Genomic DNA, 14467 nt, shown 5'->3' with positions numbered 1-14467 from the left:
AACAATCGTTCCCCGTGAAGACGTTCGAAGAACTGTTCGCCGAGTTGCAGCGCAAGGCGGCGGAACAGACCCCCGGTTCGGGCACGGTCGCCGCGCTCGAACGCGGAGTCCACTTCATCGGGAAGAAGGTCGTCGAGGAGGCGGCCGAGTCCTGGATGGCGGCCGAGCACGAGGGGCCGGAACGGGCCGCCGAGGAGATCTCGCAGCTGCTCTACCAGGCACAGGTCCTGATGATCGCCACCGGCATCGAGCTCAAGGACGTGTACCGACATCTCTGACGTGCGGCCCCGGTCCGTCCGTCCGAGAACGAAGGAGCACCTCCATGCTGCGCATCGCCATCCCGAACAAGGGCAACCTCTCCGCGCCGGCCGCCCAGATGCTGAAGGACGCCGGCTACCGGCAGCGCACCGATCCCAAGGATCTGGTCTGCCGTGACGAAGCCAACAACGTCGAGTTCTTCTACCTGCGGCCGCGTGACATCGCCACCTACGTCGCCTCCGGTGACCTGGATCTCGGCATCACCGGCCGCGACCTGCTGGCCGACTCCGGGGTGCCGGCCACCGAGCTGCTCGACCTGAACTTCGGCGGCGCCACGTTCCGCTGGGCCGCCCCGGCCGGCACGCTCGCCTCGGTGGACCAGATCGGCGGCAAGCGGATCGCCACCGCCTTCCCCGGCCTGGTCGGCGCGTACCTGGCCGAGCAGGAGCTGAAGGCCGACGTGGTCCGCCTGGACGGCGCGGTGGAGAACGCGGTCCGCCTCGGTGTCGCCGATCTGATCGCCGACGTCGTGGAGACCGGCGCGACGCTGCGCCAGGCCGGCCTGGTCACCATCGGCGAGCCGCTGATGCGCTCGTCGGCCATCCTGATCGGCCGGGCGGCCGAGGCTCCGGCCGCCGCCACCCAGCTGCTGCGCCGGCTCAACGGGGTGCTGGTCGCCCGCAACTTCGTGATGCTGGCCTACGACGTCCGGGCCGACCTGCTGGAGCAGGCCACCGGGCTGACCCCGGGCATCGAGTCGCCGACCGTCTCCCCGCTGCACCGGGAGGGCTGGGTCGCCGTGCAGGCGATGGTCCAGCGCAGCCAGGTGCACCGGGTGATGGACGAGCTGTACGACATCGGCGCGCGTGCCATCCTGGTAACCGACATCGCCAATTGCAGGTTGTGATGACTGACGTGGTTTTCCGCCCCAAGAAGATCCGCATGGTGGCCGCCCCGGTCGCGGCCGCGGTGGCGATCTTCTTCACCGTGCTCAGCTTCGGGCTGCACGGCCAGGCCGGCTTCGAGAACGCCGGGCAGGTCGGCTCGGGCAGCTTCCAGCGCGGTGACCAGGCCGCGATGATCGGCCTGGGCATCCTGATCGGGCTCGGCATCCTGACGTTCTGCCGGCCCCGGGTCAGCGCCGACGAGCAGGGCGTGCACGTGCGCAACGTGGTCGGCGGCTACGACCTGCCGTGGACGGTGGTGCGCGCGGTGCGCTTCGACCGGAACTCGGCGTGGGCGCACCTGGAGCTGCTCGACGACGAGCAGGTGTCGATCCACGCGCTGCAGGCGGTGGACAAGGACTACGCGGTCGACGGCGTACGCAAGCTCCGGGCTTTGCATTCGGCCTCGCAAGAGGCCTGACCTCGGCTGTGCATCAGCCCTGAGGTGCCCGGCATCAGGGCTGATGCCACGCCTGGTAAGCTAGTGGGCAGTCGACCACGTCTGGCCCTGAGTCAGGCGCGAAAGAGGAGCCCGCTGGTTCCCACCCGAGTCACTGACTGTGTCCGGGTCCGGTCATCCGAGCAGGGAATTTTCCCTGTCCGGGGCACGTTCCTCGTTGGGACGTCGATGACCGGTCGAGCGGGCCTTGGCATGCACGGGAACGTGCGGCCGAGGCCTTCTGCTTTCCCGGCCGTCCCGCACGTCAGCGGGCCGGTGATTCGGGGCCGACCGACATTGACAGCGCCCGGCCGATTCCGGTCGGGCGAGGATTGCAACTGAGGAGGCCCCATCAGCGTCGAACCACGCGTGAACGAACAGATCCGGGCTCGTGAGGTCCGTCTGGTCGGTCCGGAGGGTGAGCAGGTCGGCATCGTGCCGCTCGAGCGCGCGCTCCAACTGGCCGCGGACGTGGACCTGGACCTGGTCGAGGTTGCTCCGATGGCCCGGCCGCCGGTGTGCAAGCTCATGGACTTCGGCAAGTTCAAGTACGAGAGCGCACTGAAGGCCCGCGAAGCGCGGCGCAACCAGCAGCAGACCGTCATCAAGGAAATGAAGCTGCGGCCGAAGATCGACCCGCACGACTACGAGACCAAAAAGGGTCACGTGGTGCGGTTCCTCAAGGCGGGCGACAAGGTCAAGGTGACGATCATGTTCCGCGGCCGTGAGCAGAGCCGCCCCGAGCTGGGCTTCCGGCTGCTTCGCCGGCTCAGCGAGGAGATCTCCGAGCTGGGCTTCGTGGAGGCCAGCCCGAAGCAGGACGGTCGGAACATGATCATGGTGCTGGCGCCGCACCGGGCCACGAAGGCCGCTGCGGTCGCCGCCACGGCGGCTGGCGGCAAGCCCGCTCGTGAGCCGCGTGAGGGCGACGGTACCGAGGTGCCGCCGGCCACCCCTGCCGATACCACCGCAGAGTGAGGTTTGTTCACGACCTACCTTGAGGCGAACGCTTCGTAAGCGGGGCAGGTCGTCTCAACCGTCGTGAACAATCCTCGATTAGTCAGCTTTTCCGCGCGTTCCCCTGGTCGGGCGGAAAGATCAGAAAGAGGCGTTCTAAGTGCCGAAGATGAAGAGCCACACCGGCATGGGTAAGCGGGTGAAGGTCACCGGCAAGGGCAAGATCGTGCGGGAGCAGACCGGCAAGCGCCACCTGCTCGAGCACAAGTCCTCCCACGTTACCCGCCGGATGACCGGCACTGTGGTGGTCGCCAAGGCCGACACCGCGCGAGTGAAGAAGCTTCTGGGCCGCTGACGCGCGCCTGACACGTTCCCCTGTAAGGAGTACTTGAAATGGCACGCGTCAAGCGGGCGGTAAACGCCCAGAAGAAGCGCCGTACCCTGCTCGAGACCGCGAGCGGCTACCGCGGTCAGCGCTCCCGCCTGTACCGCAAGGCCAAGGAGCAGGTGCTGCACTCGATGCAGTACTCGTACCGCGACCGCCGTGACCGCAAGGGCGACTTCCGGCAGCTGTGGATCACCCGTATCAACGCGGCCGCCCGCGCCAACGGGATGACCTACAACCGCCTGATCCAGGGCCTGAAGCTGGCCGAGGTCGAGGTCGACCGCAAGATCCTGGCGGACCTCGCGGTCAACGACGCCACCGCGTTCGCGGCCATCGTCGAGGTCGCTCGCGCGGCCGTCGCGGCCGAGGGCACCGGCGGCGCCGCCGCTCAGGCCGCCTGAGTTCGCGCATCTCCAGGAACGCCCCCCGAGCGATCGGGGGGCGTTTCCCTTTCCCGAGACGGAGACATGTTCACACCGCGTACCCCGAGAATCGTCGCCGCTCGCCGCCTGCACCGGCGCCGGGACCGTGACCAGGCCCGGCGGTTCCTCGCCGAGGGGCCGCAGGCCGTGCGCGAGGCGCTCGCCGCCGGTGTCGTCCTGGAGCTGTTCGGCACCCCGGCCGGCCTGGAGAAGCACGCCGAGCTGACCGCCCAGGCGCCGGAGGTCTCCCCGGTCACCGACGAGGCGCTCGCGGCGCTCACCGAGACCGTGCACCCGCAGGGCGTCGTCGCGCTCTGCGAGCAGGTCGACGTGCCGATCGCCGAGGCGCTCGGCAAGCGGCCCACGCTGGTGGCGGTGCTCGCCGAGATCCGCGACCCGGGCAACGCCGGGACCATCCTGCGCACCGCCGACGCGGCCGGCGCGGACGCGGTGATCTTCGCGGGTGACGCGGTCGACCCCTACAACGGCAAATGCGTACGGTCCTCGGCCGGCTCGCTGTTCCACGTGGACGTGGTCCGTGCCCCGCTCGGCGTGCTCGACCTGCTCCAGGACTCCGGCCTGCAGGTTCTCGCGACCAGCGGCACCGGCGCGGACGACGTGGACTCGCTGCTCGACGGCGGGCTGCTGAGCGCGCCGACCGCCTGGCTGTTCGGCTCCGAGGCGCACGGCCTGGGCGGCGACCTGCTGGCCGCCGCCGACCGCCGGGTCCGGGTGCCGATCTACGGCGGCGCGGAGAGCCTCAACCTGGCCGCCGCGGCCGCCGTCTGCCTCTACGCGTCAGCGCGCGCCCAGCGCTGACGGCTCGTCCGCCGGGACCCGATGAACCCGACCACAGCCTGGGCCGCGAGGACCACACGCCTGACGTTCATCCCGCCGGCGAGCGCCACGCGGCACCGGCACGTGCCACCGACCCGATATCGGTCGGCGGGGCCCGGCGGCGGGACGGTATGCTGGGCGCCATGTCAGGTCCGAGGGAACTGTTTATCCGGCCCGCTGGTCGCGGGCGCCGGATCTGACTCCTGCGCGAACTCGCTGACCGGCGGGCTGCGGCCCAGCCGTGCCTCACTAGACTGCTCAGACTGAGTTGACCCTTCGCGGCCCTGGCTGCGCTCGGTGCGCTCAGTCCCGACTGCTCAGACTGAGTTGACCCTTTCGCGGCCCTCGCTGCGCTCGGTGCGCTCAGTCCCGACTGCTCAGACTGAGTTGACCCTTCGCGGCCCTCGCTGCGCTCGGTGCACTCAGTCCCGACGTAGCCGATGGCTCATCCGGTGTGAGGGAGTTCGCCCGACCATGTCCTACCGCAACGATCCGTATGATCCGAAGCAGGCCGCCCTGCTCGCGCCCGAGGCTCTCGAGGCCGCCGTCGCGGATGCCGAAAAGGCTTTCGCGCAGGCCACCGACCTCGACGCGCTCGCGGCCCTGAAGCCCGCGCACCTCGGCGACCGCTCGCCGGTGTCCCTCGCGCGCCGGGAGATCGGCTCGCTGCCCCCAGCCGCGAAATCCGACGCGGGCAAGCGGGTCAACGTCGCCCGTCAGGCCGTCCAGGCCGCCTACGACGCCCGGCAGGCCGAGCTGGAGGCCGACCGCGCCGCCCGGGTGCTGGTCGAGGAGCGGGTCGACGTCACCCTGCCCTGGGGCCGCCGCCCGCGCGGCGCCCGGCACCCGCTGACCACGCTGATGGAGCACATCGGCGACGTCTTCATCGGGATGGGCTACGACATCGTCGACGGTCCGCAGCTCGAGCTGGAGTGGGCCAACTTCGACGCGCTCAACATCGGGCCGGACAACCCGGTGCGTGGCGCCTCCGACACGTTCTTCGTCGACCTGCCCGGGCTGGTGATGCGGACCCACACGTCGCCCGGGCAGGTGCGCACCATGCTCAGCCGGACGCCGCCGATCCGCATCGTCAGCCCCGGCCGGGCGTACCGCACCGATGAGCTGGACGCCACGCACACCCCGGTCTTCCACCAGATCGAGGGCCTGGTCATCGACGAGGGCATCACGATGGCCCACCTGCGCGGCACCCTGGACCACTTCGCCAAGGCGATGTTCGGCCCGGACGCGCGGACCCGCTGGCGGCCGCACTACTTCCCGTTCACCGAGCCGTCGGCCGAGTTCGACGTCTGGTTCGCCCAGCACCGCGACGGCCCGCGCTGGGTGGAGTGGGGCGGCTGCGGCATGGTCAACCCGAAGGTGCTGACCGCCTGCGGCATCGACCCGGACAAGTACTCCGGGTTCGCGTTCGGCATGGGTGTCGAGCGGACCCTCATGTTCCGCAACGGCGTCAGCGACATGCACGACATGGTCGAGGGCGACGTGCGGTTCACCACGAACTTCGGAATGGAGTCCTGACGCGATGAAGACGTCACTGTCGTGGCTGCGCGAGTACGTCGAGCTGCCCGCGGACCTCACCGCCGAGCGGCTCGACCTGGCGCTCACCAACCTCGGCATGGAGGTCGAGTCGATCGTCGACCAGGCCGCCACGATCAAGGGCGACCTGGTCGTCGGCCGGGTGCTGACCATCGAGGAGCTGACCGGCTTCAAGAAGCCGATCCGGTTCTGCACCGTGGACGTCGGCCGTGCCGTGCCGCAGGAGATCGTCTGCGGCGCCCGCAACTTCGCCGAGGGCGACCTCGTCGTGGTCATCCTGCCCGGCGGCGAGCTGCCGGGTGGCTTCACGATCGGGGCCCGCAAGACGTACGGCCGCAACTCGCACGGCATGATCTGCTCGGCCCGCGAGCTGGGTGTCTCCGACGAGCACGAGGGCATCATCGTGCTGCCCGCCGACGCGGCCGCGCCCGGCGTGGACGCGCGCCCGGTGGTCGGGCTCGACGACGTGCTGGTCGAGGTGGAGATCACCCCGGACCGGGGTTACGAGATGAGTGTCCGCGGCATCGCCCGCGAGCTGGCCACCCACTTCGGCGTGGCGTTCACCGACCCGGCCGCGATCGAGGCCGCCGGCCGGACCGCCGACGTCCCGTGGCCGCTCACCGTCGAGGACACCGTCGGCTGTGACCGGTTCTCGGCTCGCGTGGTGCGCGGCATCGACCCGGCCGCCAAGTCGCCCGAGTGGATGCAGCGCCGGCTGATCGCGTCGGGCATCCGGGCCATCTCGCTGCCCGTCGACATCACCAACTACCTGATGCTCGAGTTCGGTCAGCCGATGCACGTCTTCGACCTGCAGCGGCTGCGCGGCGGCCTGACCGTGCGCCGTGCCCGCCCGGGCGAGAAACTGACCACCCTGGACGGCGTCGCCCGCGTGCTGGACGCCGAGGACATGGTGATCTGCGACGAGACCGGGCCGATCTCGCTCGCCGCGGTGATGGGCGGCGAGACCAGCGAGTGGCAGCAGGGCACCGTCGACGTGCTCCTCGAGGCCGCGCACTGGGACCCGGTGATGGTCGGGCGCACCGCCCGCCGGCACAAGCTGTTCAGCGAGGCCGCCAAGCGCTGGGAGCGGGGCGTCGACCCGCAGCTCACGCTGGCCGCGCTGGAGCGGGCCGTCGCCATCCTGGTGGAGCACGCCGGCGGGACCGTCGACGAGCGGGTGCTGGACATCGACCACGTCGCGCCGCGCACCGCGATCACGCTGCCGGCCGACCTGCCGTCCCGGATCATCGGCCTGCCCTACTCGGCGGACCGGATCGCCGAGCTGCTGACAGCGGTCGGCTGCACGGTCTCCGGCAGCGACGTCGTCCCGCCGAGCTGGCGGCCCGACCTGGTCGCCCCGATCGACCTGGTCGAGGAGGTGGCGCGGCTCGGTGGGTACAACGACATCCCCAGCGTGCTGCCGCCGGCCGGGGCCAGCAAGGGCCTCACCCCGGCGCAGCGCCGGCTCCGTTCGGTCGGCCGCGCGCTGGCCGAGAACGGCTACGTCGAGGTGCTGTCCTACCCGTTCGTCGCACCCGGCGCGGCGGACCAGCTGGGGCTGCCCGCCGACGACCCGCGGCGCAGCGCGGTCCGGCTGACCAACCCGCTCTCCGAGGAGGAGCCGCTGCTGCGGACCAACCTGCTCGGCCCGCTGCTCGGCACGCTCAAGCGCAACCTGGGCCGGGGTCACCGGGACGTGGCGCTCTTCGAGACCGGCGCGGTGTTCCTGCCGCACCTGACCGCCACCGCCCCGCCGGTGCTCGGCGTCGACCGCCGGCCCACCGCCGAGGAGTGGACGCAGGCCAACGCGATCGTCCCGGAGCAGCCGTGGCACCTGGCCGCGGTGCTCACCGGTGACGTCTCGCCGGCCGGCTGGTGGGGTCCGGGCCAGGCGGCGAGCTGGGCGGACGCCATCGAGGCGGCCCGGATCGCGCTCAGCGCCGCCGGGGTCCCGGCGTCGCGGGTCTCGGTCCGCGCCGCCGAGCAGGCCCCGTGGCACCCGGGTCGCTGCGCCGCGATCCTGGTCGGCGACGACGTCGTCGGCTACGCGGGCGAGCTGCACCCGGCCGTCGTCGCCGCGCTCGAACTGCCCAAGCGCACCAGCGCCATGGAGATCGACCTGGACGCCCTCCCGGACGCCCCGGTCGTCGACGCCCCGAAGATCTCCACGTTCCCGCCGGCGCTGATCGACGTGGCTCTGGTCCTGGACCGCACGGTTCCGGCCGGCGAGGTGCAGGCCACCCTCGCCGAGGGCGCCGGCCAGCTGCTGGAGTCGGTGGCGCTGTTCGACGTCTACGAGTCGGAGCAGCTCGGCGAGGGCAAGCGGTCGCTGGCCTACAAGCTGACCTTCCGCGCCCCGGACCGCACCCTCACCTCGGAGGAGACCATCGCGGCCCGCGACGCGGCGGTCGCGCTGACCGCGTCCTGCTTCGGCGCCACGCTGCGCGGCGCCTGACCCGCACACCGTTCGCTCAGGGACCCGCGGTCCGCCGCGGGTCCCTGAGCTTCTTCCGGTACGCCCGCCGCCGGTCCCACCAGAAGTGACCCGGCCGCGACCGGCGCCGGTGCTCAGTCGATGGTGTGCCCGCCGTTCACGGTGATCCGCTCCCCGGTGACGAACCGGGACGCGTCCGACGCCACGAACGCCACCACCTCCGCGATGTCCTGCGGCGTGCCGATCCGGCCCAGCGGTACATCCGCGACATACCCGGCGGTGTCCGCGTCCCCGTGCCGCTCCACCGGGATCCAGCCGGGCGCCACCACGTTCACCGTGACGCCGTATCTCCCCAGCTCCCGGGCCCACGTGCGGGCCAGCCCGAGCTGTGCCCCCTTGGCCGCGTTGTAGGCCGACATCCCGGGCAGCGCGCGCTCGAACGCGTCCGACCCGATGTGGATGAACCGCCCGCCGCCCAGTTCCCGCATCCCCGGCAGGGTCGCCTGCATCAGCAGCGTCGGGCTCTTCACGAAGAACTCCAGCTGGTCCAGGTGGTCCCGCCAGCTGACCTCCTCGGCCGGTCCGGTGGGTTGCGGCCCGGTGGCATTCGCCACCACGACGCCGATCGGTCCCAGGCGATCCGTGGCCGAGGCCACCATTTCCGGTACGGCGTTCTCGTCGGTCACGTCCCCGTGCACCGCGACCGCCCGTCCACTCCCGGCGACGATGTCGGCGACGACACGCTCCGCCCCGTCCCGATCCGAGCGGTAGTTGACCGCCACCGCCCACCCGTCAGCCGCGAGCCGCCGAGCGATGTGCGCTCCCAGCCCCCGTGAGGCCCCGGTAACCAAAGCTGCGCCCTTGATCGTCACGCGGCCACGATAAAGTCCCGGGGCACCCACGGCGGGATGCCCCGGGAGCGTTCCCACTACCTGGAGATGTAGAGCCGCTGCCCGGTCGGGCGGAAGCCGACCCGCTCGTAGACCCGCCAGGAGTCCTCGCCGGAGGCCTCCAGCCAGGCGATGTCCACACCGTTGGCGAAGAGGCGGCTGGTCACCGCCGCGGTGATGGCGCCGCCCAGGCCCCGGCGGCGGAACCGCTCGCCGACGGCGATCCCGGCGACCTCGCTGATGCCGTCACTCGGTACGGTCGCGGCGCCGCCGCCGGCATAGTGGCCGTCGGCGCTGCGGGCGGCCACCAGGATGCCACCGCGCTGCTGGTTGCGGCGCTGGCGGCCGAGCTCCGCCGGGTTCGGCGTGTAGATCGCGCCGAACGCCTCGCTCTGCACCGTGATCATGCCGGTCAGCTCGTCGTCGCTGACCGGCTCGAACAGCTCGAAGCCGGCCGGGGCGGGCGGCTCGGCGAACGTCGACGGCGTACAGACCAGGTACTCGTGCCGGGCCTCGACCGTGAATCCGGCTTCGACCAGCAGCTTCTCCAGCGTGGGGGCGCTGCTGACGACGTACTCCAAACGGGGTTTGCGATCGCCGAATGCGGTGACCAGGGCAGCCACCTGATCCGCGGTGATCTCCGCGCCGGGAACCGGCGTGGCGTAGTTGATGAACGGGCTGTCGGAGCTGTCGTCGAACCCGAGCACGAACGGGCCGCACTCGACGGCGTTCGGACGGTTGCTCAGGGTGGCGACGACGGAGCGCTGGATGCGCAGATCCATGGTGAGGTGACCCTTTCGAGGGCTCGAAGAAGAAAGAGAAAAGGAAGGATGTGAGGCAGGGACGTCTAGCGGCAGTGGCCGCTGAGCACCGCGGGGATCACAGGCTTCACTCTTTCGAGCACTCGGGGATCACGCCGTCCGCGCGATCGCGACGTGAATCTATCAGGCGGACGGCCGCGGCGCAGCAGCCGGACTGCGCTGACCGGAAGCGTTCACCGCCCGCACCCCGAAGAACACGTTGTCCTTGGAGATGTCCACGGTGGCGGTACCGACCTTGCCCACCGGCAGCGCGGCGGTCCAGTCCGGAGCCGTGGTCTCCCGCCAGACGATCTCGTATCCGGCCAGGTCCGGCTCGGTCCCGACGGTCCAGCGCAGGGTCGTCTGGTTGGTCAGCTGGGTGGTGTCGATCACCACGTCCTTGGGCGTCCCGGGGGCTGTGGCCAGCGACCACAGCGTGGCGGCGTTCACCCGGGCCACCCGCGCGATGTAGTCGAAGTCGCAGAACTCGACCAGGTCGCCGTACTGCACGCCGTTCTCCACCCGGACGTTCTGGTGCTCGTGGGCGAAGTTCTCCCGCGGCTCGGTGAACCGGGCCGCCGGATAGCCGCGCAGCAGGAACGACACGTGGTCGCTGCCGCGCAGGTAGCGGTCCCGGCGCCAGATCACCCGCACGTTCGTGCCCGCCGGCTCGACCTCCTTGACGAACCTGCCCACCTGGCGTGACGGGCCGTCGTTCTCCCCGCCGACGCTCCTGCGGATGTTCGCCTCGGCGGCGGTCTCCGCGGTCGGCACGCCCTCGACGAAGAGCCGCACCGTGCGGTTGTCGGGGCGACTGCCGTCGTGCGCGTCGCCGGTCCCGACGATGTCGTTGCTGAACATCGCCTGGATGTCGGCGCCGGCGTCCCGGTAGGCCTGAGCCAGGTGATCCGAGCCGTAGAGGCCCTGCTCCTCGCCGGCGACAGCGGCGAAGACGACGGTCGCCTGGGGCGCCCGCCGGGCGAGGACCCGGGCCACCTCCAGGACCACCGCGACGCCTGACGCGTCGTCGTCGGCGCCCGGCGCGTCGCTGGTGAAGTCGAGCACGTCGGTGGCCCGCGAGTCGTAGTGCCCGGTGACCACGTAGAGCCGCTCCGGGGTGGCGCTGCCGCGCAGCGTGGCGATCACGTTGGTGATCGTGGTCGGGGTCGGCACCCGCGGCGAGACCGGCTGCACGAAGGACTGCAGCTCGACGGTCATCCGGCCGGCCGACGTGGCCGCGTAGCCCAGCAGCTGCTGATGGATCCAGTCCCGGGCGGCACCGATGCCGCGTACCGGATCGGTCTGGGAGGACAGCGTGTGCCGCGTACCGAAAGCGGCCAGCCGCCGCACGGTGGCCTCGATCCGGCGGGGGTCGATCTCCCGGAGGATCGCCCGCAGCTCGCGGTCGGGTGGGCGCCGGTGCGGGCCGGCCGCCTGCGCGGCCCGCGCCGGGGCTGCCAGCGGAGCCGCGGCCGCGGCGGTCAGCAGAACACGCCGTTTCGTCATGCCTGCCACTCTGGTCCACCGTGGACGAGGTGTCCATGACCGTCGATGTCAGATGGTGCCATGCGGGTAGCGCTGGACGGTCGGGCCGAGCCAGGCGATCGCCTCGGGCGCCAAGGTGGCACGGCTCCGCGCCGCCACCTGGGTCCTGTCCAGCGCTGCTCCGCCCCGGCGGTCTGATTGGTTCAGCGGCGCGCCACCGCGGTCTGGTCAGGTCGGTTGCGCCTCCGCGCTCTCGATGGGGTCAGTCGCGCGCCTCCGCGTTCTCGATGGGGTCAGCCGCGCGCCACCGCGGTCCCGGTGGGTCAGCCGCGCGCCACCGCGGTTTCGACGCCGCTCTCGTGCGGGCCGAGGAAGACCGGGTCGCGGCGGGTCGCCACGTCCCAGGCGGCCTTCACCGCCGCGCCCCACTCGCGCATCTCACCCCGCGCCCACATCGGCTTGTAGATCCGTGCGGTGTCGTCACCGACCCCGTCCGCCTCGACGCCCAGCGACCGGCACACCGCCACCGCCCGCGGCACGTGGAACGACTGGCTGACCACGATCGCCCGGCTCACCCCGAAGACGTGTTTCGCCCGCGAGCACGAGTCGTACGTGTCGAACCCGGCATGATCCAGCACGATCCGGTCGGCCGGGACCCCGCGGGCGATCAGGTAGACCTGCATGGCCCCCGGCTCGTCATAGGACCACTCCGCGTGATCACCGGACACCAGGATCGCCTTGACCTTGCCGGCCTCGTAGAGCTCCTTGGCGATGTCCAGCCGCGCCGCCAGAAACGCCGACGGCTCCGCGGGCGGATCCACCTGCGCGCCCAGCACCAGCGCCACCGGCGCCTCCGGCACGTCGGCCGCCGAGTACACGTGCCCGGAGGCGCTGCTGCGGAGCCAGAGGTTCGACGACGCGACGATCACGATCGCCAGTGCCGTCCCCAGCATGCCCGAGATGACGAGGCGACGGAACCAGCGAGACCGGCGAACCCGGCCGAGGAAGATCTTTGGCACCGGCTCACTCTCGCAGCTCCCGACCACCCCTACCTACCGCTTCCGTGCCAGACTGCCCACCCCACCAGCCCCGGCTGGTCCCTGCGGTGCCATCCAGCGCGCTGAGACCACCGTGAGTGCCAGCCCCCGGTCCCCGGCTGGTCGTGGTGGTGGTCTCCGAGCTGTTGAGACCACCGTGGGTGCCAGCCCTGGGTTCGCGGCTGGTTGTGGTGGTGGTGTTCGGGGTGTTGAGGCCACCGTGGGTGCCAGCCTCCGGTTCGCGGCTGGTCGTGGTGGTGGTGTCCGGGCTTGCGAGAGCACAGTGAGAGCCAGCCGTGGTTTTGGCGACGTGCGGCCGGCGGCGACATTCGGCGGGGCAGCCGGCTGCTGGAGGGGAACGGCGGTTGGAGGGGGCGGGCGGTTGGAGGGGCGGGCGGCTGGAGGGGATCGGCGGCTGGAGGGGGCGGGCGGCTGGAGCGGGGCGTGGGCGGGTGGGTGACGATCTTTTTGTACGGTGGGCGGCTGCGGCGGACGGCGCGCGAGTGTGGCGGCGGCCCGGGGCGACGGTGGTGGCCTGTGCCGCGCTGGCGCACTGGGACCGGCTGGTGATGAGCGGTGATCCGGACGCGCTGGCCGGGCTGATCCGGGAGGTGCTGCCCGAGGTGGGTGGCACGTTCCGGCCGTTCGGGCCGGAGGAGCTGGTCGCGGCGGTGGTGGCGCGGACGCCTGAGCTGGAGGTCAGTGCCGAGTTCGCCTGGATGGACATCACCGAGCCGATCGGCGGGACGCCGGCGGCCGGGGCCGGGTGGCTCGGGGAGGACGAATGGGATGAGGTGGCGGCGCTGTTGACGGAGTCGTTCCCGGACTCCTACGCCCGGCCGGGGGAGAGCGGGGTACGGCGGTGGGCGGGGATCCGGGACGCGGGCGGGCGGCTGGTGGCGGTCGCGGCGGATGCCTGGTCGACCGAGGCGATCGGGTTCCTGGCCGGGGTGACCACCCGGCCGGACGCCCGGGGGCGGGGACTGGCGGCGGCCCTGTGCGGGTTCGCCACCGACGAGCTGCTGGTGGGCCGGGAACGGGTGGCACTGCTGGCGGACTATGTCAATGTGGCGGCAATCCGGACGTACCGGAAATTGGGTTTTGACCTGTGCCGGGTCGCCGCAGCCCGGCAGCGGTGAAGCGGCCCGGCGCCGGTGAGACCGGCGGGGTCAGGCGGTGCGCCGGCCGGTCCAGATCAGGTACTCCCAGTCCATGGCGCCGTCGCCGACATCGAAACGCCGGGCCAGATCGGTCAGCGCGGCATCGAGCGCGGCAACCCGCTCCGGGTCGGCGGCGATGTTGCGGTACACCGCGATCGTCGGGCCGTAGTTCCGCTTGAAGTAGTCGGCGAACGCCTCGGCCGTGCCGAAGTGGTCCACCCGCAGGCTGTGGCGCCGCGCCGAGACGCCGGTGACGCGCTCGCCGAAGAGGGATGCCAGGTGCGCGGGGTCGCCCCAGCGCGGCGGCGGGGTGGAGCCGGGTGGTGGGGCGGCGGCATACGGCTTGAGCACCGCGAACATCTGTCCGATGAAGCCCTCCGGGGTCCAGCTGGCCAGCGCGATCGTGCCGCCCGGCCGGCACACCCGGAGCAGTTCGGCGGCGGCCCGTTCGTGGTGCGGGGCGAACATCACGCCGATGCAGGAGATCACCGTGTCGAACTCGGCGTCCTGGAACGGCAGTGCCTCGGCGTCCGCCTCGGTCCAGATCAGCTTCGTGTCGCTGCGCTGCTCGCCGACCCGGAGCAGCTCAGGGGTGAGATCACTAGCGGTCACGTCGGCGCCGGTGCGGGCGGCCGGGAGCGCCGCGTTGCCGGTACCCGCGCCGACGTCCAGGACCCGCTGGCCGGGGCCGATGCCGGCGGCCTCGACCAGGGCCGGGCCGAGTGGCGCGACCAGGTCGGCCACCGCCGGATAGTCGCCGGAGGCCCACATCGCACGGTGCTTGCTCTTGAGCTCGGTATCAGTCATGTCGCCGACGGTAGGATTCGCGCCGGGCCCGGCCTAGTACACGATCTGTACCGGGGGT

15 protein-coding genes are annotated in these 14467 nt (G+C 71.6%); 10 read left to right on the top strand and 5 right to left on the bottom strand.

The window, feature by feature from the left end; genetic code table 11:
• The first annotated feature begins 14 nt into the window (after window positions 1-14).
• From Actob_RS33575 to pheT, 9 genes are all read left to right on the top strand, one after another.
• Window positions 15-278: a phosphoribosyl-ATP diphosphatase gene (locus Actob_RS33575; protein ID WP_189333382.1), complete on the top strand. Its 264-nt coding sequence runs from the start codon at window positions 15-17 to the stop codon at window positions 276-278.
• A 44-nt stretch (window positions 279-322) separates the two neighbouring features.
• Entirely contained in the window at window positions 323-1165 is an 843-nt protein-coding gene (gene hisG / locus Actob_RS33570; RefSeq protein ID WP_284915902.1) for an ATP phosphoribosyltransferase, read from the top strand.
• The gene (locus tag Actob_RS33565; RefSeq protein ID WP_284915901.1) at window positions 1165-1623 is read left to right on the top strand and encodes a PH domain-containing protein; all 459 of its coding nucleotides are present in this window, start codon (window positions 1165-1167) and stop codon (window positions 1621-1623) included. The genes hisG and Actob_RS33565 overlap by 1 nt, the downstream gene beginning before the upstream one ends.
• A 387-nt stretch (window positions 1624-2010) precedes the next feature.
• Window positions 2011-2619, top strand: coding sequence for a translation initiation factor IF-3 (infC, locus tag Actob_RS33560; protein ID WP_284915900.1), 609 nt, complete (start codon window positions 2011-2013; stop codon window positions 2617-2619).
• 139 nt (window positions 2620-2758) lie between these two features.
• Window positions 2759-2953: a 50S ribosomal protein L35 gene (gene rpmI / locus Actob_RS33555; protein ID WP_185045693.1), complete on the top strand. Its 195-nt coding sequence runs from the start codon at window positions 2759-2761 to the stop codon at window positions 2951-2953.
• A 38-nt stretch (window positions 2954-2991) separates the two neighbouring features.
• A complete protein-coding gene (gene rplT, locus Actob_RS33550) occupies window positions 2992-3384 on the top strand; it encodes a 50S ribosomal protein L20 (RefSeq protein ID WP_014693392.1) in 393 nt (130 codons plus the stop codon).
• Between the two features lie 66 nt (window positions 3385-3450).
• The gene (locus Actob_RS33545; RefSeq protein ID WP_284915898.1) at window positions 3451-4224 is read left to right on the top strand and encodes a TrmH family RNA methyltransferase; all 774 of its coding nucleotides are present in this window, start codon (window positions 3451-3453) and stop codon (window positions 4222-4224) included.
• A gap of 492 nt (window positions 4225-4716) precedes the next feature.
• Window positions 4717-5778: a phenylalanine--tRNA ligase subunit alpha gene (gene pheS, locus Actob_RS33540; RefSeq protein ID WP_284915897.1), complete on the top strand. Its 1062-nt coding sequence runs from the start codon at window positions 4717-4719 to the stop codon at window positions 5776-5778.
• A 4-nt stretch (window positions 5779-5782) separates the two neighbouring features.
• Window positions 5783-8251 (top strand): phenylalanine--tRNA ligase subunit beta, encoded by a 2469-nt coding sequence (gene pheT, locus Actob_RS33535; RefSeq protein ID WP_284915896.1) that lies wholly within the window; start codon window positions 5783-5785, stop codon window positions 8249-8251.
• Between the two features lie 113 nt (window positions 8252-8364).
• Here pheT and Actob_RS33530 read toward each other — a convergent pair whose 3' ends face one another.
• The 4 genes from Actob_RS33530 to Actob_RS33515 all read right to left on the bottom strand — a co-directional run bounded on the left by Actob_RS33530 (window position 8365) and on the right by Actob_RS33515 (window position 12424).
• Window positions 8365-9102, bottom strand: a complete 738-nt coding sequence (locus Actob_RS33530) for an SDR family oxidoreductase (protein WP_284915895.1) — start codon at window positions 9100-9102, stop codon at window positions 8365-8367.
• A gap of 56 nt (window positions 9103-9158) precedes the next feature.
• Complete coding sequence (locus Actob_RS33525; RefSeq protein ID WP_284915894.1) at window positions 9159-9902, bottom strand: GNAT family N-acetyltransferase; 744 nt, start codon at window positions 9900-9902, stop codon at window positions 9159-9161.
• A gap of 162 nt (window positions 9903-10064) precedes the next feature.
• The gene (locus Actob_RS33520) at window positions 10065-11426 is read right to left on the bottom strand and encodes a M20/M25/M40 family metallo-hydrolase (RefSeq protein ID WP_284915893.1); all 1362 of its coding nucleotides are present in this window, start codon (window positions 11424-11426) and stop codon (window positions 10065-10067) included.
• Between the two features lie 302 nt (window positions 11427-11728).
• Window positions 11729-12424 (bottom strand): SanA/YdcF family protein, encoded by a 696-nt coding sequence (locus Actob_RS33515; RefSeq protein WP_328518396.1) that lies wholly within the window; start codon window positions 12422-12424, stop codon window positions 11729-11731.
• 470 nt (window positions 12425-12894) lie between these two features.
• Between Actob_RS33515 and Actob_RS33510 the strand changes: the two genes are divergently transcribed.
• Window positions 12895-13581, top strand: coding sequence for a GNAT family N-acetyltransferase (locus Actob_RS33510; RefSeq protein ID WP_284915892.1), 687 nt, complete (start codon window positions 12895-12897; stop codon window positions 13579-13581).
• A 30-nt stretch (window positions 13582-13611) separates the two neighbouring features.
• Here the strand turns inward: Actob_RS33510 and Actob_RS33505 are convergent, their stop codons facing one another.
• Window positions 13612-14409 carry a class I SAM-dependent methyltransferase gene (locus Actob_RS33505; RefSeq protein WP_284915891.1) on the bottom strand — a complete coding sequence of 266 codons (798 nt, stop codon included), beginning with the start codon at window positions 14407-14409 and terminating at the stop codon, window positions 13612-13614.
• Between the last annotated feature and the right edge of the window lie 58 nt (window positions 14410-14467).

Source organism: Actinoplanes oblitus (assembly GCF_030252345.1).
Taxonomy (GTDB): domain Bacteria; phylum Actinomycetota; class Actinomycetes; order Mycobacteriales; family Micromonosporaceae; genus Actinoplanes; species Actinoplanes oblitus.
This window is presented reverse-complemented; position numbering and strand designations above follow the sequence as displayed.